The following is a 23,734-nucleotide window of genomic DNA, read 5'->3' as shown; positions in this document are numbered from 1 at the left end:
AGCGCCACTAGTGTGGGCGCGTGCGACTGAGACTTGAGTTCTCGACGGAGCCCTTCGACCTCGGTGAGGCGCCGCCCCACGCGCTGGTCGCCCGCGAAGTGGTCGGCGAGGCCGGCTTGGAGGCGGTGGAGGTCGGGCCGTTCGGCCACAGCGCCGAGGGCGGGCGGGACGCGGTGATAGAGGCCGTCCACGACCTGCTGCGCCGTGCCTTCGACGCCGGTGCCACCCGAATATCCGTTCAGGTCGAGTCCGTTGACGCCGTTGACACCGGCTCCCGGCCGCCCGCCGACGGGGAGAGGCCCCGGTGAACGCGGGCGAGCGCGGGAGCCGCCGGCCGTGGGAGCCGCCCGGACTCCCGGAGGAGGGGATGGGGGAGACGGACGAGCTGCCCCCGACCGAGGAGGAACGCTTTCTGACCGCGATCGGCCCGCTGTTGACCGCCATCGGCGGGGAGTTGGTCGATCCGCTGGAGGCGGGGGAGGACGACGTGCCGCTGTGCTGGGAGGGCGCGACCGTGGCCGCCGTGCGGTTGCCGCTGCTGTCCGACTCGCTCGACCACCTCCTGGACGACCTGCGCCGCCGCCACGGCCGCCCGTTGGCCGAGCTGGACCGCAGGACCAAGCAACGGATCGTCAGCGGCCTGGAGCAGCGCGGCGCCTTCGCCCTGCGGCACGGCGTGGAGACGGTCGCCGCCGCGCTCGGCGTCAGCCGGTTCACCGTCTACAACTACCTCAACAGGGCCACCGGCGGCTGAGTCGGAGGGCGTCCCGACGCGGACACGTCCAGCCCCGACTTCAACGAACCGTTGACGACCGAGGGACCTGGTGCGCGGCCCGCCGGCGCCCGTTGCGCTCTCGCTGGTCAACGGCGTGCCGGTGGTGGAGGACGCCGTGCTGGTCACCGCCGACCAGGCCGCGGTCGCCGTCGAGGCCAGGGGCCAGGCACACCGCCTGGCCGCGCGGGCGGCCGGTTGACGGAAAGTTCACACGGCCTTAAGGCGCCGCAATGGCATCCCGCGCGCCGTTGACGCAGGATGCCGGGCCATGACCATCGACGAGAGGCACCACGACCGCCGCCGGCTGCGGCAGTTCCTCGACGGAAGGGCCCGCGCCGAGGGCGTCGAACGCCGGGTGCTGCTGCGGCTGTTGGCGGCCGGCGGGGCGCTGGCCGCCGCCGGCGGCACCCTCGGCGCCGCGCGCCCGGCGCGCACCGCCGACGACCCGGCGCCCGGCATCGTCAAGCCGCTGCCCGACGACTACTTCGTCGTGCACGGAACCAACGCGGAAACCCGCTGGTCCGCGCTGCGGAACGCGGGCTACCACACGCCCAACGAGCTGTTCTTCGTGCGGAACCACACGGCCACCCCCGCCCTCTCGGCCGACGACTGGCGGCTGACCGTCTGGGGCGACGGGGTGCGCGCGGGTTCCGTGGAGTTCGGACTGGACGAGCTGCGGGCGCTGCCCGCCACCGAGCACACCGCCGCCGTGGAGTGTGCCGGCAACGGGCGCAGTTTCTTTACCTCCCAGCAGGGCGAGACGGTCTCCGGCACCGCCTGGAAGCTGGGCGCCATCGGCGTCGCGCGCTGGCGCGGGGTGCGGCTGGCCGAGGTGCTGCGCCGGGCCGGGCTGCGTCCGGAGGCCGTCGACGTTCAGCCGCGTGGCCTCGACGACCCCTACGAGGACTCCTCGGGCAACGCGCTCGGCAGGGTGCGCCGTCCGCTGCCGCTGGCCAAGGCGCTGGACGACGTGCTGCTCGCCTACGAGATGAACGGCGAGCCGCTGCCGCCCGACCACGGCCATCCCGTGCGGGTGGTGGTGCCGTCCTGGGTCGGGATCGCGTCGATCAAGTGGGTCGGCGACATCGAGGTCTCCACCGTTCCCCTCTACTCGCCGTGGAACACCGACCTCTACCGCCTCTTCGGACCCGACCACCCCGAGGGCGGGTCGGCGCCGCTGACCAGGCAGACCCTCAAGAGCGCCTTCGAGCTCGAATGGGACGCGCCGCTGACGGCAGGCGTGCCCCAGCGACTCACGGGCCGCTCCTGGTCGGGCGCGGCACCGATCCGTTCGGTCGAGGTCAGCGTGGACGGGGGAGCGCGCTGGCGGCCCGCGCGCCTGCGGGACGCGCCGCGCGCCGACCGCTGGGTGCGCTGGTCGGTGCCGTGGACGCCCACCGAGCCGGGGCCCGCGACGCTGCTGGCCAGGGCCACCGACGCCACCGGCGCCCGCCAGCCGGAGCGCACCGTCTTCAACGAGCAGGGCTATCTCTTCGACGCGGTCGTCCACCACCCGGTGCGGGTGACCGCCGCCTGAGTCGAACGCCCCCGCGCCGCGGGGGCGTTCAGCCTTCGTCCGCCCCGCCCAGCGGCGTCAGCACCTGGGTGACGGTCCGCTGGTAGATCACGGACGAACGGAAGTCCACCACCTCGCGGCGGGCGCTGACCCGGTCCATCAGGAACGCGTGCAGATCCTCGATGGTCGGCACGGCGACATGGATCACGAAGTCCTCGTCGCCGGAGACCACCAGGACCGACAGCACTTCGGGCAGCCCCGAGAGATAGCCGCGGAAGCTGGTGATCACCTCCCGGCTGAGCGGGCGCAGCCGGGCGAAGATCAACGCCTGGAGCGAACGGCCGAGCGCCCTGGGGTCGACGGCCGCGTGGTACCCGGTGATGACGCCCCGGGCCCGCAGGTTGCGCACCCGCTCCAGACAGGTCGAGGGCGCGATGCCGGTCAGCCGCGCCAACTCACGGTTGGTGAGCCGTGCGTCACGCTGGAGATGCCCGAGGAGCGCCGAATCAGTGTCGTCCATGGTCGCCATTCTGCGACCAACTCCGAACATCGTTCGGTCAGTCCTCCATGTGGACGTACCTCGGGCTAGGTTCGGGGGCCAGACCGCGCCGCCCCAACCGTGGAAGGGGACGCCATGCCGCCCACCACCCTCGCCGTCGACCACTACGACCGGCTGCTCGCGGAGCACTACACCTGGATGCTGGGCGGCGACCTGCCGGATCTGGTCGCGGGGCAGCGGGCGCTGCTCGCGGAGTGGGGCGTGCTGCCGGACGGCGCCGGCCGGCGGGCCGTCGACCTCGGCTGCGGTCCTGGCCACACCAGCCTGGCGCTGGCCGCGCTGGGCTTCGGGACGGTGCTGGCCGTCGACCTGAGCCGGCCGCTGCTGGAGGAGCTGGGCCGGCACGCGGCCGGCGTGCCGGCCGTGCGCCCGGTCCACGCCGACCTGCGCACCGCGCTGCGCGAGCACGTCGGCCCGGGTACGGCGGACGCGGTGGTCTGCCTCGGCGACACGCTGACCCACCTGCCCACCAGGGGCGACGTGGCGGCGCTGCTCAACGACATCGCCGCCGCGCTCACCCCGGACGGCACCGTGGTGCTCTCCTACCGGGATCTGACCGTTCCGCTCACCGGGACCGACCGTTTCCTTCCGGTGCGGGCCACGGAGGACCGGATCATGACGTGTTTCCTGGAGTACCCGGACGACTTCGACGACTACACCGTGGTCGTCCACGACCTGGTGCATGTGCGCGAGCACGTCGGCGAGAACTGGACGCTGAAGACGGGGAGTTACCGCAAGCTGCGGGTCTCCCACGAGTGGGTGCTGCGCCAGTGCGCGACCGCCGGGCTTCGGGTGGTCGACGAACGCGCGGGGCACGGCGGGGTGTCGCGGACGGTGGTGCTGCGGCTCGCCGGCTGAGCGGCCGGCGAGCCGGCGGCACGCGTCAGTCCAGCAGCCGGTAGGCCGGCAGGGTCAGGAAGTCGACATAGGACTCGTCGAGCGCGATCTCCATCAGCAGGTCGTAGGCGCGCTCCCAGCCCCCGGCGACATAGGCGTCCTCGCCCACCTCGTCGCGGATCCCCACCAGCTGGTCGGCGGCGACCTGGCGGACGTAGGCGCGGGTGACCCGCTCGCCGTTGTCCAGCAGCACTCCGGCGTTGATCCACTGCCAGATCTGCGAGCGCGAGATCTCAGCGGTCGCCACGTCCTCCATCAGGTGGAAGACGGCGACCGCGCCCCGGCCGGCCAGCCAGGACTGGAGGTAGCGGGTGCCGACCTGGACCGCGTTGCGCAGCCCCTCGACGGTCGGGCGGGCCGGGACCGAGCCGATGTCCAGCAGCTCCTCGGCGGTGACCCGCACCTCCTCGCGCAGCCGGTCCTTCTGGTGCGGGCGCGCGCCCAGCACCGCGTCGAAGGCGCCCTCGGCGACCGGCACCAGGCCCGGGTGCGCGACCCAGGACCCGTCGAAGCCGTCCGCCGCCTCGCGCTCCTTGTCGGTGCGCACCTTCTCGAAGGCCACCTTGTTGACCTCGGCGTCCTTGGACGGGATGAACGCGGCCATCCCGCCGATCGCGTGGGCGCCGCGCTTGTGGCAGGTCCGCACCAGCAGCTCGGTGTAGGCGCGCATGAAGGGGGCGGTCATGGTCACCGCGTTGCGGTCCGGCAGGACGTAACCCTCCCCGCCGTCCCGGAAGTTCTTCACGATAGAGAAGAGGTAGTCCCAGCGGCCGGCGTTCAGACCGGAGGCGTGGTCGCGCAGTTCGTAGAGGATCTCCTCCATCTCGAACGCTGCGGTGACCGTCTCGATCAGGACCGTCGCCCGCACGGTGCCGTGCGGCAGGCCCAGGGCCTCCTGGGCGAAGACGAAGACGTCGTTCCACAGCCGCGCCTCCAGGTGCGACTCCAGCTTGGCCAGGTAGAAGTACGGGCCCTTGCCCATGTCCATCAGCCAGCGGGCGTTGTGGAAGAAGTAGAGCCCGAAGTCGACCAGCGCGCCGGGGATCTCCCGGCCCCCGACGGTGAGATGGCGCTCGTCGAGGTGCCAGCCCCGGGGGCGGGCGACCACGGTCGCCAACTCGGCGTCGGGGCGCAGCGCGTAGCGCTTGCCGCGTTCGTCGGTGAAGTCGATGCGCCGGCGGTAGGCGTCGGCGAGGGACAGCTGGCCGCCGATCACGTTCTCCCAGGTGGGGGAGAGGGCGTCCTCGAAGTCCGCCAGCCAGACCCGGGCGCCGGAGTTGAGGGCGTTCACGGTCATCTTGCGCTCGGCGGGGCCGGTGATCTCGACCCGCCGGTCCTGGAGCGCGGGCGGCGCCGGGGCGACGGACCACTCGCCCTCCCTGACCTCCGCCGTCCCCGGCAGGAAGTCCAGCCGGCCGGTGCGGGCGATCTCCGCGCGACGCTCGGCGCGCAGGGCCAGCAACTCGTCCCGGCGCGGGGTGAACCGCTGGTGCAGCTGTGCGAGGAAGTCCAGCGCCTCGGGGGTGAGCACCTCGTCCTGGCGCGGCACCTGGTGCCGGGCTTCCACGGTGACGGCTGACATGGGAACTCCTTAGTGACGGTTCCACCTCTGGGGCAGCAAAAATGGATAGTAGTTTCTACATTGTGGAAGATCAACGATGGGGTGGAGGTTCGCTCAGTCGTCCCAGGTCGGCGGGGTGGTCGATATCCTCCGGGCTGCCCACGTCACCACACTCCACCCGTGTCAGCCGGTCGGCACGCGCCCGCAGATAGTCACGCGCCCCCCGATCGCCGCGCGCGCCAGCCGTCACGCCGGCGAAGTGCGCGGCGCCCAGCAGCACGGGGTGGCCGCGCGCGCCCCTGTAGCTCGCCGCCGCCAGGACGTCGGGGGAGTCGCACACCGCCGCGACCCGTGCCATCGCCGCCGCGCCCACGAAGGGCTGGTCGACGAGGGCCACCAGCGCCGCCGTGGGCGGCGTCGGCGCGGCGAGCGCCGCGAGGCCGGCGCGCAGCGAGGAGCCCACGCCCGACTCCCGCGCCGGGGTGCGCACCACCCGGCACCCGTCCAGCCGTGCCCCGGCCAGCACCTCGTCCGCGCCGGCCTCCACCACCACGACCACCGGCGCACAACCGGCCGCGCGCAACCCGTCGCACGCCAACTCGACCAGTGGGCGCCCCCGATGACGCGGCAACGCCTTCGGGCGCCCCCCGAGCCGCCACCCCCGCCGGGCGCCAACAGCGGCCCGGCCACCGTCCGACGCAAGGACCGCCACCTCCTCCGGTCAGCCGCTTCGGGCCCGAGGGGTCAGGGACGGACCGCGCCGGGGTGCGTCACTCCCCGCTCTCCGGCGAGGTGGCGAGCGCGGCGCCCAGCTCCGCCGCGACCTCGCGCAGCAGCGGCGCCAGCTTCTCCACCGCCTCGTCGGTCAGCCGCCCTGCCGGCCCCGAGACCGATATCGCGGCGGCGGTCGGCGCGTGCGGCAGCACGACGGCGATGCAGCGCACGCCCGTCTCCTGCTCGCCGTCGTCCACGGCGAAGCCCCGCTCGCGCACCGCCCCCAACGCCCGCAGGAACGCCTCCGGGGTGGTCAGGGTGCGCTCGGTCGACGCCGGCATCCCGGTCCGCCGCAGCAGCGCCCGCACCTCGTCGTCGTCCAGCCCGGACAGCAGCGCCTTGCCGACACCGGTGCAGTGCGGCAGCACCCGTCGGCCGACCTCGGTGAACATCCGCATCGAGTGCCGGGACGGCACCTGCGCCACATAGACCGCCTCGTCGCCGTCGAGCAGCGCCATGTTCGCCGTCTCGCCGGTCTCGGCCACCAGCCGCGCCAGATAGGGGCGCGCCCAGGTCGTCAGCGGGCGCGCCGCCGCCTCCCCGAGCCGGATCAGCCGGGGGCCCAACGCGTAGCGGCGGTTGGGCTGTTGGCGGACATAGCCGCAGGCGACCAGCGTACGCATCAGCCGGTGGATGGTGGGCAGCGGCAGCCCGCTGCTGGCGGCCAGCTCGCTCAGCCCGGTCTCGCCCCCCGCGTCGGCCATCAGCTCCAGCAGCGCGAAGGCCCTTTCCAGGGACTGCACCCCGCCGCTTCCGGCGGAGGGTCTGCGCACCTCGGACGGCGACACGGCGCTATTCCTCCAGCGGACTGACGGGGCGGGCTGCGGTCACCCGGAAGCCTACCGGCCCTCGACGGCCCCGCCCCGGTCGGCCGACCACCGACACCGGCGGCTTCGTTCACGACGTCGCAGCCCCTCTTCGTCAGCGACCGCTCGGAGGTGGCCCGTTGACCAGCGACGTCGTCCCAGTCGTCGCACGGGACGCTCCGGTCGACCTGCCGCCGCGCGCCCGCCGGGTGGGTCACGCCCGAGGGCGTGCGCCCCGCCGCCGTCGCCGTGGCCGACGGCCGGACCGCCGCCGTGCCGCCGCACGGCACCCGGCCGAGGACGGCTGGCGCCAACTCGGCGCGCGCCAGGGCGCGCACGACCGTGGACCCCCGCGCCGCCGCGCGCCCCGGTGGCGCCCCCGGCGCGAGGTGGTCGCCCCGTCGGCGTCCTGTGAACTCTCGGGAAAATCCTCGCCCGCACGGTTGACGCGCGTGATGCTACGCGCGTCACACTATTGGCATGGGCATGAATCACGCGTCAAGGACGGCCAGGGCGGCCCGAGTCGGCTCCCTCAGCGCCCTCCTCGCAGCACTCCTGGTCGGCGGCCAGAGCGTAGCGACCGCCACCCCCCACCCGAGCTCCCCTGCCCCCACCCCCACGACCGTCGCCGCCTCACTCCAGCCGTGGGCCGTCGGCGACATCTGCTACGGCTCCCTGCCGTCGCAGGCCCACGACACCCTGGACCTGATCGAGCAGGGCGGCCCCTACCCGTACCCGCAGGACGGCGGCGTCTTCCAGAACCGCGAGGGCCTGCTGCCGAGTCAACCGACCGGCTACTACCACGAGTACACCGTGGAGACCCCCGGCATCGACCACCGCGGCGCGCGACGGGTCGTCACCGGTGACTCCTCCGCGGAGGACTACTACACCTCCGACCACTACGAGTCCTTCGACCTGATCGACTACGGCTGCTGAGCCGACCACCGAAGACCACGTCCCCCCACGGCGGCGCCGGGACCGTCCCCACCGGTCCCGGCGCCGCGCCCCCTCCCGCGCGGGAGGGGGCACGCGCCGCTCAGGGCCGCCCGGGCGGCGGCGCCGTCGAGCCGCGGGACGTGAGCGAGAACCCGGCGTCCCGCTGGTCGCCCGGCCGCCGCCCCTCCGCCGCGGCCCGCAGCGAGCGCGCCGCCCGCGCGCCGTACGCCCCGATGTCCCGACTCAGCGCCGTCAGCGGCGGGTTGACCAGCGCGCACAGCGCCGAGTCGTCCCAGGCCACCACCGACACGTCGGCCGGCACCCGCAGCCCCAGGCCCTGGGCCGCCGCCAGCCCGGAGAGCGCCATCACGTCGTTGTCGTAGACCAGCGCCGTCGGCCGGTCCTCCCCCTCCAGCAGCCTCCGCGTCGCCGCCGCGCCGCCCTCGCCGCTGTAGTCGGCCGCCACGGTGCGGCCCGTCAGGCCGCGCTCGGCGAGCTCCCGCGCGAACGCCTCCGTCCGCAGCGACGTGTGCCGCAGCCGCTCGGGGCCCGAGACCCGCCCCAGCCGCCGGTGGCCCAACTCCGCCAGATGGGCAACGACCAGGGCGACCGCCGACGCGTCGTCGCTCCACACGGCGGGCAGCGTTCCCGTGCCCACCGGCGCGCCGATCACCACCGTCGGCATCCCCAGCCCCTCCAGCACCGGCACCCGGCCGTCGTCCACCCGGAGGTCGACCAGGAACACCCCGTCCACCGCCCGTCGTGCCCACCACGCCCGGTGGAGCGCGATCTCGGCGGCCTGGTCCTCCGCCATCGTCAGCAGCAACGGCGTGGTGTCCGTGGCGAGTTCGGACTGGATGCCGGAGATCAGCCGCATGAAGTAGGGCTCGCGCCCCAGCGTGTGCGCCGGGCGGTCGATGACCAGACCGAACGCCCCCGCCCTGCCGTCGGAGAGCGCCCTGGCCGCGTTGCTCGGCTGCCAGCCCAACTCCTCGGCGATGGCCAGGACGCGCCCCCTGGTCGCCTCGGAGACCCCGGGGCGCCCGTTCAGCGCGAACGAGACGGCGGCCTTGGTGACCCCGGCCCTGAGGGCGATGTCCTGCATGGTCGGGCGTTTCAACGGACCTCCTCGCGGCCGTCCGCCGGAGCGGTGGGGTGGGCTCGACGCGGCCTCCGCCATGATCCCCGCTCCCGCGCCCGCCCGGCCCACCGCCCCGCCGAACGGCTGGGCGGGCGGCCCGGCCACGGGGGAACGGCCCCCGGGCGTGGAACGGGCCGGGGCGGGGCGCGGAACGAGATCCGGCGCGCACGCCCCGGCGCGTGGTAGCGCGTCGGGGCGCGGGGGCGTTCACCAGGTCGTGGCGCCCGCCGTTACCCGCCGCTTCGCCCCGTGTCCTCCACCCCGTCACCGGCGCTTTCCCCCGCCTTCCCCGGTGCGCCGCCAGCAGGTGGGCAGCCCGCCACCCGTCGGCGGGGTAGGGCACAATCAAGCCGATGAGTACCTACCGTGAGCGCGCTCACCGCCAGACGGCGCGGGCGTCCGTCCTGCGCGCCATCGCCAGCCGGGAGCGCTCCTCACACCTTTCGGCGCCCCGGGTGCCCACCGTGGGGATCGACATCGGCGGCACCAAGGTGATGGCGGGGGTCGTCGACGCCGACGGCGCGATCCTGGAGCGGGTCCGCACCGAGACGCCGGAGAAGTCCAAGAGCCCCAAGGTGGTGGAGGACACCATCGCCGAGCTGGTGCTCGACCTCTCCGACCGGCACGACGTGCACGCGGTCGGCATCGGCGCCGCCGGCTGGGTCGACGCCCAGCGCTCGACCGTCCTGTTCGCGCCCCATCTCGCCTGGCGCAACGAGCCGTTGCGGGACGCCCTCGCGGCCCGCCTCGCGGTGCCGATCATGGTCGACAACGACGCCAACACCGCGGCCTGGGGCGAGTGGCGCTTCGGCGCCGGCCGGGGCGCCGACCACCTGGTGATGATCACTCTCGGTACCGGCATCGGTGGCGGGATACTGGAGACGGGCAAGGTCAAACGGGGCGCGTACGGCGTCGCCGGCGAGTTCGGCCACATGCAGGTCGTGCCCGCCGGCCACCGCTGCCCCTGCGGCAACCGCGGCTGCTGGGAGCAGTACAGCTCGGGGAACGCGCTGGTCCGCGAGGCGCGCGAGCTGGCGGCGGCCGACTCCCCCGTGGCCCACCACATCCTGGAGCGGGTCCAGGGCCAGATCGGGGACATCACGGGACCGCTGATCACGGAGCTGGCGCGCGAGGGCGACCCGATGTGCGTGGAACTGCTCCAGGACATCGGACGTTGGCTCGGTGTGGGCATCGCCAATCTGGCGGCGGCGCTCGACCCGGCGCGCTTCGTGGTCGGCGGCGGGGTCAGCGACGCCGACGAGCTGCTGATCGGCCCGGCCAGGGAGGCGTTCCGGCGCCAGCTGACCGGGCGTGGATACCGACCCGAGGCCACCATCGTCCGCGCGGCGCTGGGGGCGGACGCCGGCATGGTCGGCGCCGCCGACCTGGCGCGGCTGGTCGCGCGCCGCTTCCGGCGGGCCAACCGGCGCCGCGCCGAGCGGGCGCAGAGCCCCGCCTTCGAGCTGCGGCTCACCCCGCGCGGTCGGGCGGGTGAGCGGTGACGACGCCGAGCACCACGCCGCCGGGCGGCGGCACCCCCGAGGTGCCCCTCCGGCCGCCGCACCGGCCGCGCCACCGCTGGCTGGTGGCCCTCATCGTGCTGCTGCTGATCGCCATCCCCGCCGGGTACATGGTGCACTCGGCCTATGTCAGCCGGGAGAGCGGCGAGGACAAGGCCCGTTCGTCCTCGGCGCGCACCCTGGTCTACGAGTGGCCCAGCAAGGTCCAGCGCCGCATCTACGATGTCCCGGTCCCCGGCGGCTCGGCCTATGTCGGCCACTTCGAGACCAACGCCTGGGACCGCAGCGCCATGTACGTGGAGTTCCGCTGCTCGCCGAGCCAGCTGAGCGGGTTCCTTGAGGAGTTGGGCACCAGCAGGGCCGGCCTCGTCGAGGGGACGGTCACCATCCCCTCCCGGGAGGCGCAGACCGTCGGCTGGGCCTTCGACGAGCCGGGCAGGATCTACGCGGGCACGATCGTGCGCCAGTCGGAGCACGAGCCCGAGGTGGCGATCACGGTCGACCTCACCAAGGAGGAACGGCCCCGGGTCTTCGCGTACTCCGTCACGGAGCCGTGAGCGGCGCGGACGCCGTCGGCGACGGCGCGACCACGCCCCCGCGCGCCGGCGCCCCGGGGCGCGCGCTGTCGCGTGACCCGGGCGCGCTCGCCCGGATACTGCGCGCCGCCGCGCGCGGGGAGTTCCCGCCGGCGGACGGCGGCGTCACCTTCGTACCCCAGCCCAACGGCAGGGACGCGGGCGTCCTGGGGATGAGCGCGCACGCGGTGGTGTTCGCCGACGTCGACCCGGACCGGGTGCGGGAGACGCTGGCGGCGGCCTCGCCCGACCCCCTGGCCGCGCCGCTGGGCCCGGCGTTCCTCGTCGCGCTGGGCGCCCACACCGGGCGCCGGGTCAACATCGTCGACATGTTGACTGTCGCGCCCGCGCTCCCGGGGCCACCCACGCTGCCGCTCACCGAGGTCACCGAGAGCGACCACCCACGGGTGGTCAGGGCGCGGGCGCACCGCGACGAGGTGCGGGTCTGGACGACCGAAGGCGGCCTGCTGGCCCTCGGCCGGGGCGTGGCCGGCCGTTGGGAGATCGCCGTCGAGGTCGAGGGCACGGCCGGCGGGCGCGGACTCGGACGGGCGCTGGCCCTGGCCGGCCGGCACCTGCTGCCGGCGGGCGAACAGCTCTGGTCCCAGCAGCCACCGGGGAACGCGCGCAGCGTCCGCGCCTTCCAGGCGGCCGGCTTCCGCCCGGTGGGCGGGGAGGCCCTGCTGCTGGCCGAGTGAGCCGTCCGCGGTCGGCCGCCGCCGGAGGCGCCGCGGACCCGGCGGGGCCGGTCGCGTGACGCCCCTCCGGTCCGGTGGGGCGGCCACCTCGGGCGTTTCCCCGGCTACTCCCGGCGTTCCCCGGCCACCGCAGGCGTTCCCCGGCTACTTCAGGCGCTCCTCGGCGAGTTGGGCGGAGACGCGCTCCAGCAGCGGGCCGGCCTCGTCCATGCTGCGGCTCGGGTTGGACTCCAGGGCGCTCAGCGGGTAGGCGGCCTCGATGCCGGCGCCGGCCAACGCCCTCTCGTCCAGGGCGAGTCGGCCACAGACCGCCAGGACCCGCTTGCCCGCGGCGCGCGCCTCGGCGGCGACACCGGCCGGGGCCTTCCCCCTGAGGGTCTGCTCGTCGAGCGAGCCCTCGCCGGTGATCACGACATCGGCGGCGGCCAGCGCCTCGCGGAAGCCCAGCACCTCAAGCAGCACCTCGATGCCGGGACGGAAGGCGGCGTCCAGCCCGAGCAGCGCGCCGAAGCCGATGCCGCCGGCGGCACCGGCGCCCGGAGCCTTGGCCAACTCCTCGACACGGGAGCCCTCGGCGCGCGCCAGCACCTCGGTGAAATGCGTCAGCGCGCCGTCCAGGATCTCGATCTCCAGCGGGTCGGCGCCCTTCTGCGGGCCGTACACGCTGGCGGCGCCCTGGGGGCCGGTGAGCGGGTTGTCCACGTCGCTCGCCAGGACGAACTCGGTGTCCTTCAGCCGCGGATCGAGACCCGACAGGTCGGCGCTGGTCAGCTCCCGCAGCGGCGCGCCGCCCCACGGGATCGGGTCGCCGTCCTCGTCCAGCAGTCTGGCGCCCAGGGCGGTCAGCATCCCCGCGCCACCGTCGGTGGTCGCCGAGCCGCCGACGCCGAGGATGATCCGGGTGGCCCCCGCGTCCAGCGCGGCGGCGATCAACTCGCCGGTGCCGTAGGTGGTCGCCGTCATGGGCGCGAAGGTGCTCGGCGGGAGGAGCGAGAGGCCGGCGGCCTGCGCCATCTCGACCACGGCGGTCCGGCCGCGCAGCGCGAAGCGCGCCGCGACGGACAGGCCCAACGGGCCGGTGACCTCCACCTCCACCGGTTCGAACCCACCGGCGACCGCCGCGTCCACCGTGCCGTCGCCGCCGTCGGCGACCGGCAGGGCGGTCACCGCCGTCTCCGGGCGCGCGCGACGGATGCCGGCCGCGACATGCTCCGCCACCTCCGCGGCTGACAGCGAGCCCTTGAACTTGTCGGCGGCGATCAGCACACTCCAGCTCTGCGTCATTCTGAGGTCCCTGTGGTCGTTGCGGTCGAACACGGACCCTATCCGCCGTGGTCCTCGACCACCATGGTCGCTGGGCACGGCGCCGCGCACACCGCGTCACCGACCCCGGCACCCCGGCAGGGGGCGGGTCAGGAACCGCCGGCGCGCAGCCGCCGCCAGACGGCCTTGGCCGCGTTGTGCCCGGACATGCCGTGCACCCCCGGCGCCGGCCAGGTCGCCGAGGAACAGAGGAAGACCCGGGGATGCGGGGTGGCGTAGGGCCGGAGGCCGACGCGGGGGCGGAAGAGCGTCTGGGTGCCGGAGAAGGCGCCGCAGGCGATGTCGCCGCCCACGTAGTTGGCGTTCCGCCGGGCCAGCTCCGCGGGGCCGGCCACCGCCCTGGCCAGCACCAGGTCGCGGAAGCCGGGCGCGAACCGCTCGATCTGCCGCTCCACCGCCTCCGTGAGGTCGCCGTCCCACCCGTTCGGCACGTGCCCGTACGCCCAGTAGACGTGCTTGCCCTCGGGGGCGCGGCTCGGGTCGAAGAGCGTGGGCTGCGAGGTGACCAGGAACGGCACCTTCGGGGCCTCGCCCCGGCGCGCCGCGTCCTTCAGCGCGCGCCCGATCTCCCCGCTGGTGGCGCCCAGATGGACCGTTCCGGCCCGCCGCGCCTCGGGCGAGGTCCACGGCACCGGCCCGTCCAGCGCGTAGTCCACCTTGAACGCCGCCGCGCCGTAGCGGAAACCGCGGTAGGCCCGGCCCAGCCCGGCGATCCTGGCCAGCGCGGAGGGCGAGGTGTCGAAGACGTAGGCGCGCGCCGGGGGCAGCTCGTCGAGCCGCCGCACCTCCACGCCGGTGTGGATCTCGCCGCCGAGGTCGCGCAGATAGGCGGCGAGCGCGTCGGCGATGGACTGCGACCCGCCCCGGGCGAGGGGCCAGCCCACCTCGTGCGCGGCCAGGGCGAAGACCAGCGCCACCGCGCCGGTCGCCGGGGTGGAGGTCGGCGCGACGACATGGCCGGCCAGGCCCGTCATCAGCGCCCTGGCCCGCTCGTCGGAGAACCGCCTGGTCAGCCACGACACCGGCGGCGTCCCCGCCAGCCCGAAGCGGGCCAGCAGCAGCGGGTCGCGCGGCAGCCCGTCCCAGGGCACCTTCATGAAGTCGGCCACCAGCGTGTCCCACCGCCCGAGGAACGGCGCGAGCAGCCTCCGGTAGGCGGCGGCGTCCCGCGCCCCGAGGCTCGCCGCGGTCTCGCCGACGCCCCGGGCGAGCACGGCGGCGCTCCCGTCGGGGAAGGGGTGTGCCAACGGCAGATCGGGCTGCACCCACTCCAGGCCGTAGCGGTCCAGCGGCATGGCCCGGAACGCCGGTGAGCCGACGCCCATCGGGTGCACGGCGGAACAGGGGTCGTGCCGGAAGCCGGGCAGCGTCAGCTCCTCGGTCCGCGCGCCGCCGCCGACCGTCTCCTTGGCCTCGAAGAGCGCGACCGACATCCCGCGCCGCGCCAGCTCAACGGCGGCCGTCAGCCCGTTCGGCCCGGCCCCCACCACGACCACGTCACGCAACGCAGGCAACGTACGGCTCTCCCCTCAACGGTGAGCGACAGGCGGACCAGCCCCCCGAGGATACGCCGCCACCGCCTCCGAACTGCCGCAAGGTCAACTCACGCGGGCCGGCCATCAGTTGCCGCCCGGCGCGGCGCGTCGCGCCGTCCCCCGGCCTCGCGCGCCCCGCGCACCCGGGGCGGCGCGCACGCCGGCGCGGGCCGCCCCGGGTGCGCGGGCCGGGGGGCGACTCAGGCGGCGACGGGGCCGTCCGGGGCGTCCGGCGGCTCCTCGTGGGTGCGCAGCAGCGCCAGCAGGCGGTCGGCGGTCGCACGGTCCCGCGCCGCGGTGAACGGGACGTCGTTGGCGCCGGCGAGGCGGAACCTCTCACCGGAGCGCGTCGCCTGCGCGCCGCCGGCCTCCTCGACCAGCAGCAGCCCGGCCGCGTGGTCCCAGGCGTTCTCCCAGTCGAAGACGATCGCGTCCGACTCCCCGCGGGCGACGGCCAGATACTCCAGCCCGGCGGCGCCGCAGGGCCGCGGTGCGACGCCCTCGGTGTTCAGCACGCTCAGGGCGCGCTTCTGGCGCGGCGAGGTGTAGTCGGGGTGGGAGTGGGCGACCCGCAACGGCCGCCCGGGGGCGGGGGAGCCGGCGGCGAGACGCGCGCCGTCGCAGTAGGCGCCGGCACCGCGCCAGGCGTGCGCGAACAGCCCGGTGGCCGGTGCGTGCGTCCAGGAACCCAGCAGCTCGCCGCGCTCGGCGAGCGCCACCAGCGTGCAGAAGCCGGTCTCCCCGCGCACGAACGGCCGGGTGCCGTCGACCGGGTCGACGATCCACACCGGCGCCTCGCCCTCCAGCGCGGCGTAGACGGTCGGGTCGTCGTGCACCGCCTCCTCGCCCACCACCACGGAGCCGGGCAGCAGCTCCAGCAGCTCGGCCGTGAGCACCCGCTCGGCCTCCCGGTCGGCCACGGTCACCAGGTCGTGGGGCCCCGACTTCTGCGTCACCTCGTGCGTCGCCAACTGCCGCCAGCGCGGCAGGATCTCCTGGGCCGCGACCCGCCTGACCGCCTCGGCCACCCGCTTCACCAGCTCTTCTGCATCCACCCGCCCATCGAACCACGCCCCGCCACCCCGCCCCGGCCCGGGCCCCGACCACCCGGCCGACGCCGCGCGCGGCGCTGTCGCCGTCCCGTCCCACCCGGCCGTCGTCCCGCCGGCGCTCACAGGATGCCGGCCCGGCGCAGCTCGCTGGCGACCGCGCGACGATGGTGCGCGGAGACCTCGCCCGCCGCCGTCAGCAGCACCGGCACCAGCGCCTCGGGCGCGGGGTGGGCCGCCTGCGCCACCTCCTCCGCCGTGCGGGCCCGCAGGATCGCCCGCAGCAGCGCCACCGCCTCCCCCTCCAGCCCGCGCGCCCGCAGCGCGACGGCGACCGCGCCCACCTCGGCCGCGGGCCGCGCGGCGCCCTGCCGCAGCAGCTGCCCGCAGTCCTCATCCCGTCCCGCCAGCCCCAGCGCCTCGGCCGCCGCCGCCAACGACGCCGGTGGCAGCGAGCCCGCCTCCCACAGCAGCGTGGCCCCCTCCGCCTCAAGGCCGGCGCGCTCCAACGCGTCCAGCAGCAGCGGCAGTCGGACCGCGGGCCCGCCGACGACCTCGGAGAGCACGCCGTGGGCGGCGCCGCTCCTGCCGTCCGCCCGCAGCGCGCGCAGCCTCTCGACGGCGCTGGCCGCCGCCGCCAGGTCGTCCTCGGTCACCCGGTCGGCGAGGGTCGGCCGATGGTCGCGCAGGGCGCCGGCGAACCGGGAGCCGCTCGGCGGAGGGGGCAGCGGGGAAACGGCGGTCGGCGTCGCCGGGGGAGTGACGTCCGGCGCCCGCGCGGGGGGCTCGTCCCGCGGAGTCTCGATGCCGGCGAACCGGGCGCCCCCTCGCTGCCGACGCGCCGGCTTCTCACGCCGGCGCGCCGATGTCTCGCGCGCCCCCTCGTTCGTTGGCGTCTCGCGCGCCCCCTCCTCCGTCGGCGGGTGGGCGGCGCGCAGGGCCGCGAGCCGGGCGCCCGCCTCGGAACGGCGGCCGTCCACGCGTTCCCTGTCGTCCCGCGCCCACGCGGCGAGCGCGGCTAACCTTCGCGCCTCGCCGCCCCTGCCGGTCGCCAGCGCCGTCTTCTCCGCGCTGGTCAACGCCCCCAGCCTGGCGTCCAGTTCGCGGGCCGAGCGGTCGAGCTGGGCCAGCAGCACGGCCAACGCCTCCCGACCCCCCGGCAGCGCGTCCCGCGCCCGCACCGCGTCGCCGTAGCGCGCCCGCAACCGCGCCGCCGGCCGCTCGGCCTCCGCCGCCCCGCCGCGCGTGGTCAGGTCGCGCAGCAGGTCGGCCACCGCGTCCCAGGGCGGCAGCGCCCCACCCGCCAGCCAGGTCGTCAACTCGGCGGCGTTCCTGCGGCGGAAGACCGCGAGCCAGCCGGTCGCGGGATCGAGCACCCCGACCAGTGCCCGCAGCTCGGAGGTGAACGCCGCCAGGGAGTCGGCCCACTCGCGTTCCATCGTGCGCACATCAGGCATGGGCGTACTGAACCCAAGCCGTGTTACGGGGCTTGTTACCGGGGCGCTACAGAACGTTTTCGGCGTCGGCGCACGGAAGGGCGCGCGGGGCGCACGCGCTTCGGCGGCGCGCACGCGCGCTCTCACCGTCCGACGGCATACCCCTGCATCCCCCTGGGGTTGGCCGCGCCGGAGAGCACTCCGGTCTCCGGATCGCGCCCCACCGCGCTCAGCCGCCCCTCCGACCAGGGCTCGCCGACCGTCACCCGATGCCCCCTGCGGCGCAGCTCGGCGACGACCCGTTCCCCGATCCTGGACTCCACCGTCACGCTGCCCGGTTGGCCGGTACGCGGGAAGAACGAGCTGGGGAACGCGTCCTGGTGCCAGTTGGGCGCGTCGATGGCGCCCTGGAGGTCCCAACCGCCGCGCACCGGCGCCCGCAGCGCGAGCGCCAGGAAGAAGTGTGCCTGCCACTGGTCCTGTTGGTCGCCGCCCGGGGTGCCGAACGCGAGCGCCGGCCGGTCGCCGCGGAGCGCCAGCGTCGGGCTGAGCGTGGAGCGCGGCCGGCGGCCCGGCGTCAACGAGGCCGGCAGCCCCTCCTCCAACCAGGTCATCTGGAGCCGGGATCCCAGCGGGAACCCCAGCTCGGGTATGACAGGGCTGGACTGGAGCCAGCCGCCGCTCGGCGTCGCCGAGACCATGTTCCCCCAGCGGTCGACCACGTCCACGTGACAGGTGTCGCCCCGGGTCTCCCCGTCGGCGCCCACGGGGGGCTCGCCGTCCCGCGCCACCGTCGGCTCCCCGGCGCCGGCCACCCGCGCGGCGTCCGCGCCGGGCGCCAACAGGCGCTCGGCCAGCCGCGGAAGCCGGGGCGCACGCCCCTCGGCCGCGCCGGGGCGCAGCTCCAGCGACGCCTCCGCACCGACCAGCCGCCGCCGTCGTTCGTTGTACCCGGGGGAGAGCAGCGCCTCCAGCGGCACGGGACGCGCGTCCCCGTACCAGGCCTCGCGGTCGGCCATCGCCAGCTTGCTCCCCTCGATCAGGGAGTGCACATAGTCCGGCGTGCCGTGGTCGGCTCCGGTCATCCCGCCGTCCAGCAGCGCCAGTTGCTGAAGCAGCACCGGGCCCTGGCACCAGGGGCCGACCTTGCAGAGCGTCCAGTCGCCCCAGCGGTAGCGCACCGGCTCCTCGTAGTCGGCCCGCCATCCCGCCAGGTCGTCCCCGTCCAGCACTCCGGCGTGCCGCTCGCCCGAGGAGTCCATCGCCGGGCGCCCGGCGTGGGCCACGATCGCCTCGGCGACGAAGCCCTCCCGCCAGACCCGGCGGGCCGCGTCGATCTCCGCCTCCCGGCCGCGGCCCCCGCCCGTGCTCTCCCGCAGCAGCCGCCGCCAGGTGGCCGCCAGCGTGGGGTTGCGCAGCAGCGCGCCGGGCGCCGGGGCGCGTCCGCCGGGCAGATAGAGGGCGGCCGAGCTGGTCCACTCCCGTTCGAAGAGCTCCCGCACCGACTCGACCGTGGCCCCGACCCGTTCGACCGCCGGGTGACCGCCCTCCGCGTATCCGATCGCGTACCCCAGCACCTGCGCCAGGCTCCGGGTCCCGTGGTCGCGCAGCAGGGTCAGCCAGGCGTCGAAGGCGCCCGGCACCACGGCCGCCAACGGGCCGGTGCCCGGCACGAGTGCGAGCCCCAGCCCGGTGTAGTGGTCGATGCCGGCCCCCGCCGGCGCCGGTCCCTGCCCGCACAGCACCCGCACCTCGCCGTCCGCCGGCGCCAGCAGGATCGGCACGTCGCCGCCGGGGCCGTTGAGATGCGGCTCCACGACCTGGAGGACGAACCCGGCGGTCACCGCCGCGTCGAAGGCGTTGCCGCCGTCCTCCAGAACGGCCATCGCGGACTGGGACGCCAGCCAGTGGGTGCTGGAAACCATGCCGAAAGTGCCCTGAAGCGTGGGCCGTGTGGTGAACATGCGCGGAGCATACGTGCGGCCCGCGGACCGCAGTAGGGCGTCGTCTCCGCGCCGTCCCCGGCCTGCTCGGGCGGGCGCGCCACGTCGCCCGATAACTCGTGGCGCCCGTCCGGCCGCCTGTGTCAGGGTCGCCGACCATGACGACGACCGCAGCTGATCAGGCCCGTTGGCAGTTCGACTTCGCCTGGTCGTTCTTCGACTACCACCTCCAGCGGCTCGCCCCCGAGGACTTCCTCTGGGAACCGGGTCCCCTGGTCTGGACGATGCACCCCACCGAGGACGGCGGCTGGCGCCCCGACTTCGCCGAGGTCGAGCCCGACCCGATCCCGGTGCCCACGATCGGCTGGGTGAGCTGGCACCTCGGCTGGTGGTGGAGCACCGCCTGCGACCACGCGCGGGGGCGCACGCCCCGGGCGCGCGAGGAGATCCTCTGGCCGGGGCCCGGGGAGCCGACGGTGGCCTGGCTCCGCGGACTCCACGACACCTGGCGCGACGTGTTGGAAGGCACCGACGAACAGGATCTGGCCGTGCCCGCCGCCTACCCCTGGCCGGCCGACGCGGGCCTCACCCGCGCCCACCTCTACTCCTTCGCGGCCGTCGAACTGACCAAGAACGCGGCCGAGATCGGCCAGCTCCGCCTCCTCCGCGCGGCCCGCTGACCAGCGCCCCCGCGTTCGCCGGGTGGGCGCGGGTGGTCACGGGGTGGCCACCCGTGCCAGCCGGGCGAGCGCGGCCTTGAGCCGGGCGGGCGTCACCCCCTGGGAGCGCTGCTGGAGGAAGACCTCGGGCGCCAGGGGGGCGAGCAGCGTGTCCGCGAGCGCCTCGGGGTCCGGGGTGCCGGCCTGGCGCAGGAGCGCCACGACATGGGCACGCCAGAAGCCGTAGGCGCCCACGGCGAAGCGTTTCGCCCCGGTCTCGGCCCCCAGAACCAGATGACCGTGCCGGTCCAGCAGGTCGATCATGGCGGCGAAGAAGGCGGCGAGCCGCTCGGGCGGCGGGGCGCCGGGGCCCAGCGGCGGTGCGCCGCGCAGCAGCTCGTCCTGGAGGAGCCGCTCGTGCTCGTCGAGCAGCGCCGCCGCGACGGAGGCCACGTCCGGGTAGCGGCGGTAGAGCGTGCCCCGGCCGACGCCGGCCGCGCGGGCGATGTCCTCCATCGTGACCGTCCGCGGGTCCTCGCTCTCGAACAGCCGGGCCGCGGCGGCGAGCACCTTGGCGCGGTTGCGGGCCGCGTCCGCGCGTTCTCTCGTCTCCACGGCCTCAGCCTACGTCGGCGCCCGGAATAAGCGGACGTGGTGTCCAGTTGACGAGTGGAACCGGACGTGGCGTCCGGTTGTTGTCCGTCCTCGTGACAGGAGACCCGCCCGTGACCGCTTCCCCGCCGACGCTGCTGCACATCGACGCGAGCGCGCGCCGCCGTTCCCTCAGCCGGGAGATCGGCGACGCCTTCGCCGACGCCTGGCGCTCGTCCCATCCCGAAGGCGCCTATCTCCACCGCGACCTGGCGCTCGACCCCGTCCCGCAGATATCCGAGGCGTGGACGGAGCTGTGCGACCACGTCCTGGCGCACCAGATCACCGACATCGCCCGCTACCCGGAAGCGGTGCGCGGCCCGGCCCGGGCCGCCGCGTGGGCGATCGTCGAGCCGCTGCTGGTCGAACTCGTCGCCGCCGACACCGTGCTGATCGCCGCCCCGATGTACAACTTCTCCGTCCCCGCGTCGCTCAAGGCGTGGATCGACCAGGTGGCCTTCCCCCGGATGTCGCTGGCCGGGCGGCGTTTCGTCGTCGCCTACGCCCGGGGCGGGGCGTACGGGCCCGGCACCCCGCGCCACCCCTACGACCACCACGAGCGCTACCTGCGCGACTTCCTCGCCGGTCACTTCGCCATCCCGGACGAGGCGATGTCCTTCGTCGGCGCCGAACTGGTCAACTCCCGCACCGATCCCGCCCTCGCGGGCCGCCGCCGGGACCACGACGCGTCCCGCGCGACGGCCCTGGCGACCGCGCGGAAGCTGGGGGGCACGCGATGAGTTGGCCGCTGCTCATCGCCGCGGGACTGGTCGAGGTCGCCTGGTCGCAGTCCATCAAGCCCACGGCCGGCTTCACCCGGCCGCTGCCGACGCTCGTCTGCTTCGCGCTCGCCGCCGTCGCGGTCTATCTGCTCTCGCTGGCCATGAGGGAACTCCCGGTCGGCACGGCCTACGCGGTCTTCACCGGGATGGGGGCCGTCGGCGCCGTCACCCTCGGCATCGTCGTCCACAGGGACCCCGTCACCGCGGGCCGCCTCGTCGCGCTCGCCCTGATCGTCGGCGGCGTGGTCCTCGCCAGGGTGACCTCCGAGGGCTCCTGACCGCCGGGAGCTGGTGACCGGTCGGGCACTGGTGACGGTCGGCTACTCGTGACCGTTGGGGATTGGTGACGGTCGGCTACTCGTGACCGTTGGGCATTGGTGACGGTCGGCTACTCGTGACGGTCGGGCTCTGGTGACCGGTCGCGGTCCACGCACGTTCACGGCCGTGGACCGCGACCGGCCCGGGGCGACTCCCGCGCCCCGGTGCCGCGCTCCCCGCCCCGCGCCGGCGGGGCTTCGCGCCGGCCGGCGCCGTCTTCCCGTTGCCCGCTTCTGGACCCCGGGGTGGGGGAGGGCTACCTTCGAATGCTGGGAGCGCTCCCATGGTCGTGCGGTTCAACGGGACAGCCGCGCGCGCCATGGTCGTCGGCCGCATCGTCCCCCCAGCGAGCAGGAGTTGCACATGACGCCTCCCCCCAACGAGACCCCGGCGCGCCAAGCCGCCGCCGTCACCGCCACCGTCTCCCCGACGGTCGTGCCGCGCGGGCGGCGGAGGGCCGCCGTCGCGGTCGCCTGCGCCCTGGCGTTCGCCGCGACGGGAACGAGCGCCGCCCTCGGCGGTCAGCCCGAAACGGAACCGGCGGCCTTCGCCGAGTGCGCGACGGACGGGTTCTGCGAGGACTTCGAGGCCATGGACGGCGGCGCCCCGTCGGGCCGTTGGGCCGTGGAGACCCGCGACTGCTCCGGCCTCGGCACCGCGACCGTCGACACCGAGGCGGGCCGCGAGGGAGGGGGCGCGCTGCGGATCGACGGGGCGGACGGCTACTGCAACCACGTCTTCGTCGCCACCGAACTGGCCGACGTGGACACCGCGAGCGGCCTCTACGTCCGCTTCTGGGTCCGTCACACCACCGAACTCCCGCAGCAGCACGTGACGTTCCTCGCCATGGAGGACGTGGGCGACGGCTCACGCGATCTGCGGATGGGCGGTCAGAACGCGGCGCTCCAGTGGAACCGGGAGTCCGACGACGCGACCCTGCCCGCGCAGAGCCCGGCCGGCGTGGCGCTCAGCGCGCCGTTGCCGGTGGACGAGTGGTCCTGTCTGGAGTTCCAACTCGACGGGTCGGCGGGCCTGTTGGAGACCTGGCTCGACGGCGAACAGGTCGAGGGGCTGGTGGTGGACGGCGAGCCGACGCAGGACGTCGACCAGCAGTGGCTCAACCGGGGTGAGTGGTCGCCGGACGTGGTCGACCTGCGTCTCGGCTGGGAGAGCTACGGCGAGGGCGCCGACACCCTCTGGTACGACGACGTGGCGGTGGGTACCACCCGCACCGGCTGCTGAACGCGCGTCAGGCACACGGCCGTTCGGGATGCGCGACGGCGTGCGATCCCGGGCGGCCGTTCCTTGGGCGGGCGATGGGTCCCGGACATCGGATCGATGGTTTCTGGCCCATCGCCCGTCGCTGGATGGACAGTTGAGCCATGCGGACGTCCGGTCACCCCTGGAAGCGGGCAGAATCAGCCAGATAGGCCGAACCGCGGCCGGGTGAAGGGACATGATGGACCAGACCGTGGCCGACCCGGCCCCTCCCCGCGTCCGTGACCTGCGTGGCGAGCCCGGCGACCGGCTTCTCTCCCTGTGCTGGCCCGCGGGCCACCGGGTGGTGGTGAGCGGCCTTCCCGGGTGCGGCAAGTCCACGCTGATGCGGCGCGCCCACGGCCCCGGCGGCGCCCGCGCGGGGGTGCGGACGATCGACTCCCAGGATGTGAGGGAGCGTTGGGACGTGCGCCTGGGGCACCGGCTGCCGTACGCCGTCTACCGCCCGCTGGTGCGTCTGGCGCACTACCTCAGGCTGTGGCTCGCGCTGCGTCGGGACGCGGCCGTGCTGGTCCACGACTGCGGGCGGCTGGGCTGGGTGCGGGCATGGCTCGCCTGGCACGCGTGGCGCCGCGGGGAGCCCTACCACCTGCTGCTCTTCGACGTTCCCGCCGAGTCGGCGCTGGCCGGCCAGCGCCGGCGCGGGCGTTCGGTCTCCCGCTACGCGTTCCGCCGTCACCGCCGGGCGCTGGCTCGGCTGTTGGCGCGGGTCGAGGGGGAACGGCTGCCCGCCGGCTGCGGCTCGGCCGTGCTGATCGACGCGCCCACCGCGGCCCGCGCGCGGCTGCGTTTCGTCGTTCCGGACGAGATGACGCCGGTCGAGGCGTTCCCCCGGGTGGACCGCCTCTGACCGGCCGCCGGGGGCGCCGGGCGGTCGGCAAATGATCGGCAAAGCCCGTCCGAAACCGGCCCACACTCGGTCACCGACCGTCCGGGCCGGTCTCCGGGGAGTGCCCGTCGACGGGCCCGGCGGACCCGACGGGGGGAGACGGGCGGGGGAGC

General features: G+C 75.2%; 25 protein-coding genes. 14 read left to right on the top strand and 11 right to left on the bottom strand.

Going from position 1 to position 23,734, the window contains the following annotated elements:
* The first annotated feature begins 20 nt into the window (after nucleotides 1–20).
* The 4 genes from FH715_RS08735 to FH715_RS08720 all read left to right on the top strand — a co-directional run bounded on the left by FH715_RS08735 (nucleotide 21) and on the right by FH715_RS08720 (nucleotide 2,312).
* Nucleotides 21–308 carry a YkoF family thiamine-binding protein gene (locus FH715_RS08735; RefSeq protein ID WP_139642528.1) on the top strand — a complete coding sequence of 96 codons (288 nt, stop codon included), beginning with the start codon at nucleotides 21–23 and terminating at the stop codon, nucleotides 306–308.
* Between the two features lie 59 nt (nucleotides 309–367).
* The gene (locus FH715_RS08730) at nucleotides 368–754 is read left to right on the top strand and encodes a helix-turn-helix domain-containing protein (RefSeq protein ID WP_139643060.1); all 387 of its coding nucleotides are present in this window, start codon (nucleotides 368–370) and stop codon (nucleotides 752–754) included.
* Nucleotides 755–824: 70 nt separating this feature from the next.
* Nucleotides 825–974, top strand: coding sequence for a hypothetical protein (locus tag FH715_RS08725; RefSeq protein ID WP_211367499.1), 150 nt, complete (start codon nucleotides 825–827; stop codon nucleotides 972–974).
* 69 nt (nucleotides 975–1,043) lie between these two features.
* The gene (locus FH715_RS08720) at nucleotides 1,044–2,312 is read left to right on the top strand and encodes a sulfite oxidase (protein ID WP_139642527.1); all 1,269 of its coding nucleotides are present in this window, start codon (nucleotides 1,044–1,046) and stop codon (nucleotides 2,310–2,312) included.
* A 28-nt stretch (nucleotides 2,313–2,340) separates the two neighbouring features.
* Here the strand turns inward: FH715_RS08720 and FH715_RS08715 are convergent, their stop codons facing one another.
* Nucleotides 2,341–2,811, bottom strand: coding sequence for an Lrp/AsnC family transcriptional regulator (locus tag FH715_RS08715; protein WP_139642524.1), 471 nt, complete (start codon nucleotides 2,809–2,811; stop codon nucleotides 2,341–2,343).
* A gap of 114 nt (nucleotides 2,812–2,925) precedes the next feature.
* On the opposite strand from FH715_RS08715, the gene FH715_RS08710 reads away from it, so the two are divergent.
* Entirely contained in the window at nucleotides 2,926–3,708 is a 783-nt protein-coding gene (locus tag FH715_RS08710) for a class I SAM-dependent methyltransferase (RefSeq protein ID WP_139642521.1), read from the top strand.
* Between the two features lie 25 nt (nucleotides 3,709–3,733).
* Here FH715_RS08710 and aceB read toward each other — a convergent pair whose 3' ends face one another.
* The 3 genes from aceB to FH715_RS08695 form a co-directional block, all read right to left on the bottom strand.
* The gene (aceB, locus tag FH715_RS08705) at nucleotides 3,734–5,329 is read right to left on the bottom strand and encodes a malate synthase A (protein ID WP_139642518.1); all 1,596 of its coding nucleotides are present in this window, start codon (nucleotides 5,327–5,329) and stop codon (nucleotides 3,734–3,736) included.
* Nucleotides 5,330–5,399: 70 nt separating this feature from the next.
* Nucleotides 5,400–5,939: a nucleotidyltransferase family protein gene (locus FH715_RS08700; protein WP_246108637.1), complete on the bottom strand. Its 540-nt coding sequence runs from the start codon at nucleotides 5,937–5,939 to the stop codon at nucleotides 5,400–5,402.
* A gap of 139 nt (nucleotides 5,940–6,078) precedes the next feature.
* Nucleotides 6,079–6,870: an IclR family transcriptional regulator gene (locus FH715_RS08695; RefSeq protein WP_139642513.1), complete on the bottom strand. Its 792-nt coding sequence runs from the start codon at nucleotides 6,868–6,870 to the stop codon at nucleotides 6,079–6,081.
* 498 nt (nucleotides 6,871–7,368) lie between these two features.
* Here FH715_RS08695 and FH715_RS08690 point away from each other — a divergent pair, with 498 nt between their 5' ends.
* Nucleotides 7,369–7,824 carry a guanyl-specific ribonuclease gene (locus FH715_RS08690; protein ID WP_246108636.1) on the top strand — a complete coding sequence of 152 codons (456 nt, stop codon included), beginning with the start codon at nucleotides 7,369–7,371 and terminating at the stop codon, nucleotides 7,822–7,824.
* A gap of 100 nt (nucleotides 7,825–7,924) precedes the next feature.
* Here the strand turns inward: FH715_RS08690 and FH715_RS08685 are convergent, their stop codons facing one another.
* A complete protein-coding gene (locus FH715_RS08685; protein WP_139642510.1) occupies nucleotides 7,925–8,944 on the bottom strand; it encodes a LacI family DNA-binding transcriptional regulator in 1,020 nt (339 codons plus the stop codon).
* A 374-nt stretch (nucleotides 8,945–9,318) separates the two neighbouring features.
* On the opposite strand from FH715_RS08685, the gene FH715_RS08680 reads away from it, so the two are divergent.
* The 3 genes from FH715_RS08680 to FH715_RS08670 all read left to right on the top strand — a co-directional run bounded on the left by FH715_RS08680 (nucleotide 9,319) and on the right by FH715_RS08670 (nucleotide 11,758).
* On the top strand, nucleotides 9,319–10,467 hold the full coding sequence (locus FH715_RS08680; protein WP_139642507.1) for an ROK family glucokinase: 1,149 nt from the start codon (nucleotides 9,319–9,321) through the stop codon (nucleotides 10,465–10,467).
* Nucleotides 10,464–11,042, top strand: coding sequence for a hypothetical protein (locus FH715_RS08675; protein ID WP_139642505.1), 579 nt, complete (start codon nucleotides 10,464–10,466; stop codon nucleotides 11,040–11,042). The genes FH715_RS08680 and FH715_RS08675 overlap by 4 nt, the downstream gene beginning before the upstream one ends.
* Nucleotides 11,043–11,107: 65 nt before the next feature.
* A complete protein-coding gene (locus FH715_RS08670) occupies nucleotides 11,108–11,758 on the top strand; it encodes a GNAT family N-acetyltransferase (RefSeq protein WP_139643055.1) in 651 nt (216 codons plus the stop codon).
* Nucleotides 11,759–11,902: 144 nt separating this feature from the next.
* Here the strand turns inward: FH715_RS08670 and FH715_RS08665 are convergent, their stop codons facing one another.
* From FH715_RS08665 to FH715_RS08645, 5 genes are all read right to left on the bottom strand, one after another.
* Entirely contained in the window at nucleotides 11,903–13,024 is a 1,122-nt protein-coding gene (locus tag FH715_RS08665; protein WP_211367513.1) for a glycerate kinase, read from the bottom strand.
* A gap of 146 nt (nucleotides 13,025–13,170) precedes the next feature.
* A complete protein-coding gene (locus FH715_RS08660; RefSeq protein ID WP_139642499.1) occupies nucleotides 13,171–14,595 on the bottom strand; it encodes a phytoene desaturase family protein in 1,425 nt (474 codons plus the stop codon).
* Nucleotides 14,596–14,816: 221 nt separating this feature from the next.
* A complete protein-coding gene (locus tag FH715_RS08655) occupies nucleotides 14,817–15,671 on the bottom strand; it encodes an inositol monophosphatase family protein (RefSeq protein ID WP_139642496.1) in 855 nt (284 codons plus the stop codon).
* A gap of 116 nt (nucleotides 15,672–15,787) precedes the next feature.
* A complete protein-coding gene (locus tag FH715_RS08650) occupies nucleotides 15,788–17,122 on the bottom strand; it encodes a hypothetical protein (RefSeq protein ID WP_139642493.1) in 1,335 nt (444 codons plus the stop codon).
* Between the two features lie 122 nt (nucleotides 17,123–17,244).
* Complete coding sequence (locus tag FH715_RS08645) at nucleotides 17,245–19,065, bottom strand: gamma-glutamyltransferase family protein (RefSeq protein WP_139642489.1); 1,821 nt, start codon at nucleotides 19,063–19,065, stop codon at nucleotides 17,245–17,247.
* 137 nt (nucleotides 19,066–19,202) lie between these two features.
* On the opposite strand from FH715_RS08645, the gene FH715_RS08640 reads away from it, so the two are divergent.
* Nucleotides 19,203–19,724: a DinB family protein gene (locus FH715_RS08640; protein ID WP_139642486.1), complete on the top strand. Its 522-nt coding sequence runs from the start codon at nucleotides 19,203–19,205 to the stop codon at nucleotides 19,722–19,724.
* A 36-nt stretch (nucleotides 19,725–19,760) separates the two neighbouring features.
* Here the strand turns inward: FH715_RS08640 and FH715_RS08635 are convergent, their stop codons facing one another.
* A complete protein-coding gene (locus FH715_RS08635; RefSeq protein WP_139642482.1) occupies nucleotides 19,761–20,318 on the bottom strand; it encodes a TetR/AcrR family transcriptional regulator in 558 nt (185 codons plus the stop codon).
* Between the two features lie 110 nt (nucleotides 20,319–20,428).
* Between FH715_RS08635 and FH715_RS08630 the strand changes: the two genes are divergently transcribed.
* The 4 genes from FH715_RS08630 (at nucleotide 20,429) to FH715_RS08615 (ending at nucleotide 23,582) form a co-directional block, all read left to right on the top strand.
* Nucleotides 20,429–21,094 carry an FMN-dependent NADH-azoreductase gene (locus FH715_RS08630; RefSeq protein WP_139642480.1) on the top strand — a complete coding sequence of 222 codons (666 nt, stop codon included), beginning with the start codon at nucleotides 20,429–20,431 and terminating at the stop codon, nucleotides 21,092–21,094.
* The gene (locus FH715_RS08625) at nucleotides 21,091–21,414 is read left to right on the top strand and encodes a DMT family transporter (protein ID WP_139642477.1); all 324 of its coding nucleotides are present in this window, start codon (nucleotides 21,091–21,093) and stop codon (nucleotides 21,412–21,414) included. The genes FH715_RS08630 and FH715_RS08625 overlap by 4 nt, the downstream gene beginning before the upstream one ends.
* Nucleotides 21,415–21,817: 403 nt before the next feature.
* Nucleotides 21,818–22,696: a hydrolase gene (locus tag FH715_RS08620; protein ID WP_139642475.1), complete on the top strand. Its 879-nt coding sequence runs from the start codon at nucleotides 21,818–21,820 to the stop codon at nucleotides 22,694–22,696.
* A 214-nt stretch (nucleotides 22,697–22,910) separates the two neighbouring features.
* A complete protein-coding gene (locus FH715_RS08615) occupies nucleotides 22,911–23,582 on the top strand; it encodes an AAA family ATPase (protein ID WP_139642472.1) in 672 nt (223 codons plus the stop codon).
* The last annotated feature ends 152 nt before the right edge of the window (nucleotides 23,583–23,734 follow it).

It is taken from the genome of Streptomyces sedi, assembly GCF_006335015.1.
Taxonomy (GTDB): domain Bacteria; phylum Actinomycetota; class Actinomycetes; order Streptomycetales; family Streptomycetaceae; genus Streptomyces; species Streptomyces sedi.
The sequence above is the reverse complement of the archived record's forward strand: the minus strand, read 5'-3'. Positions and strand labels throughout refer to the sequence as shown.

Excerpts from the sequence above, each read along its gene's own strand:
- FH715_RS08730 (WP_139643060.1), top strand. The coding sequence starts at position 368 with ATGGGGGAGACGGACGAGCTGCCCCCGACCGAGGAGGAACGCTTTCTG.
- FH715_RS08720 (WP_139642527.1), top strand. The coding sequence starts at position 1,044 with ATGACCATCGACGAGAGGCACCACGACCGCCGCCGGCTGCGGCAGTTC.
- FH715_RS08715 (WP_139642524.1), bottom strand. The coding sequence starts at position 2,811 with ATGGACGACACTGATTCGGCGCTCCTCGGGCATCTCCAGCGTGACGCA.
- FH715_RS08710 (WP_139642521.1), top strand. The coding sequence starts at position 2,926 with ATGCCGCCCACCACCCTCGCCGTCGACCACTACGACCGGCTGCTCGCG.
- aceB (WP_139642518.1), bottom strand. The coding sequence starts at position 5,329 with ATGTCAGCCGTCACCGTGGAAGCCCGGCACCAGGTGCCGCGCCAGGAC.
- FH715_RS08690 (WP_246108636.1), top strand. The coding sequence starts at position 7,369 with ATGGGCATGAATCACGCGTCAAGGACGGCCAGGGCGGCCCGAGTCGGC.
- FH715_RS08680 (WP_139642507.1), top strand. The coding sequence starts at position 9,319 with ATGAGTACCTACCGTGAGCGCGCTCACCGCCAGACGGCGCGGGCGTCC.
- FH715_RS08650 (WP_139642493.1), bottom strand. The coding sequence starts at position 17,122 with ATGCCTGATGTGCGCACGATGGAACGCGAGTGGGCCGACTCCCTGGCG.
- FH715_RS08645 (WP_139642489.1), bottom strand. The coding sequence starts at position 19,065 with ATGTTCACCACACGGCCCACGCTTCAGGGCACTTTCGGCATGGTTTCC.
- FH715_RS08640 (WP_139642486.1), top strand. The coding sequence starts at position 19,203 with ATGACGACGACCGCAGCTGATCAGGCCCGTTGGCAGTTCGACTTCGCC.
- FH715_RS08625 (WP_139642477.1), top strand. The coding sequence starts at position 21,091 with ATGAGTTGGCCGCTGCTCATCGCCGCGGGACTGGTCGAGGTCGCCTGG.
- FH715_RS08620 (WP_139642475.1), top strand. The coding sequence starts at position 21,818 with ATGACGCCTCCCCCCAACGAGACCCCGGCGCGCCAAGCCGCCGCCGTC.
- FH715_RS08615 (WP_139642472.1), top strand. The coding sequence starts at position 22,911 with ATGATGGACCAGACCGTGGCCGACCCGGCCCCTCCCCGCGTCCGTGAC.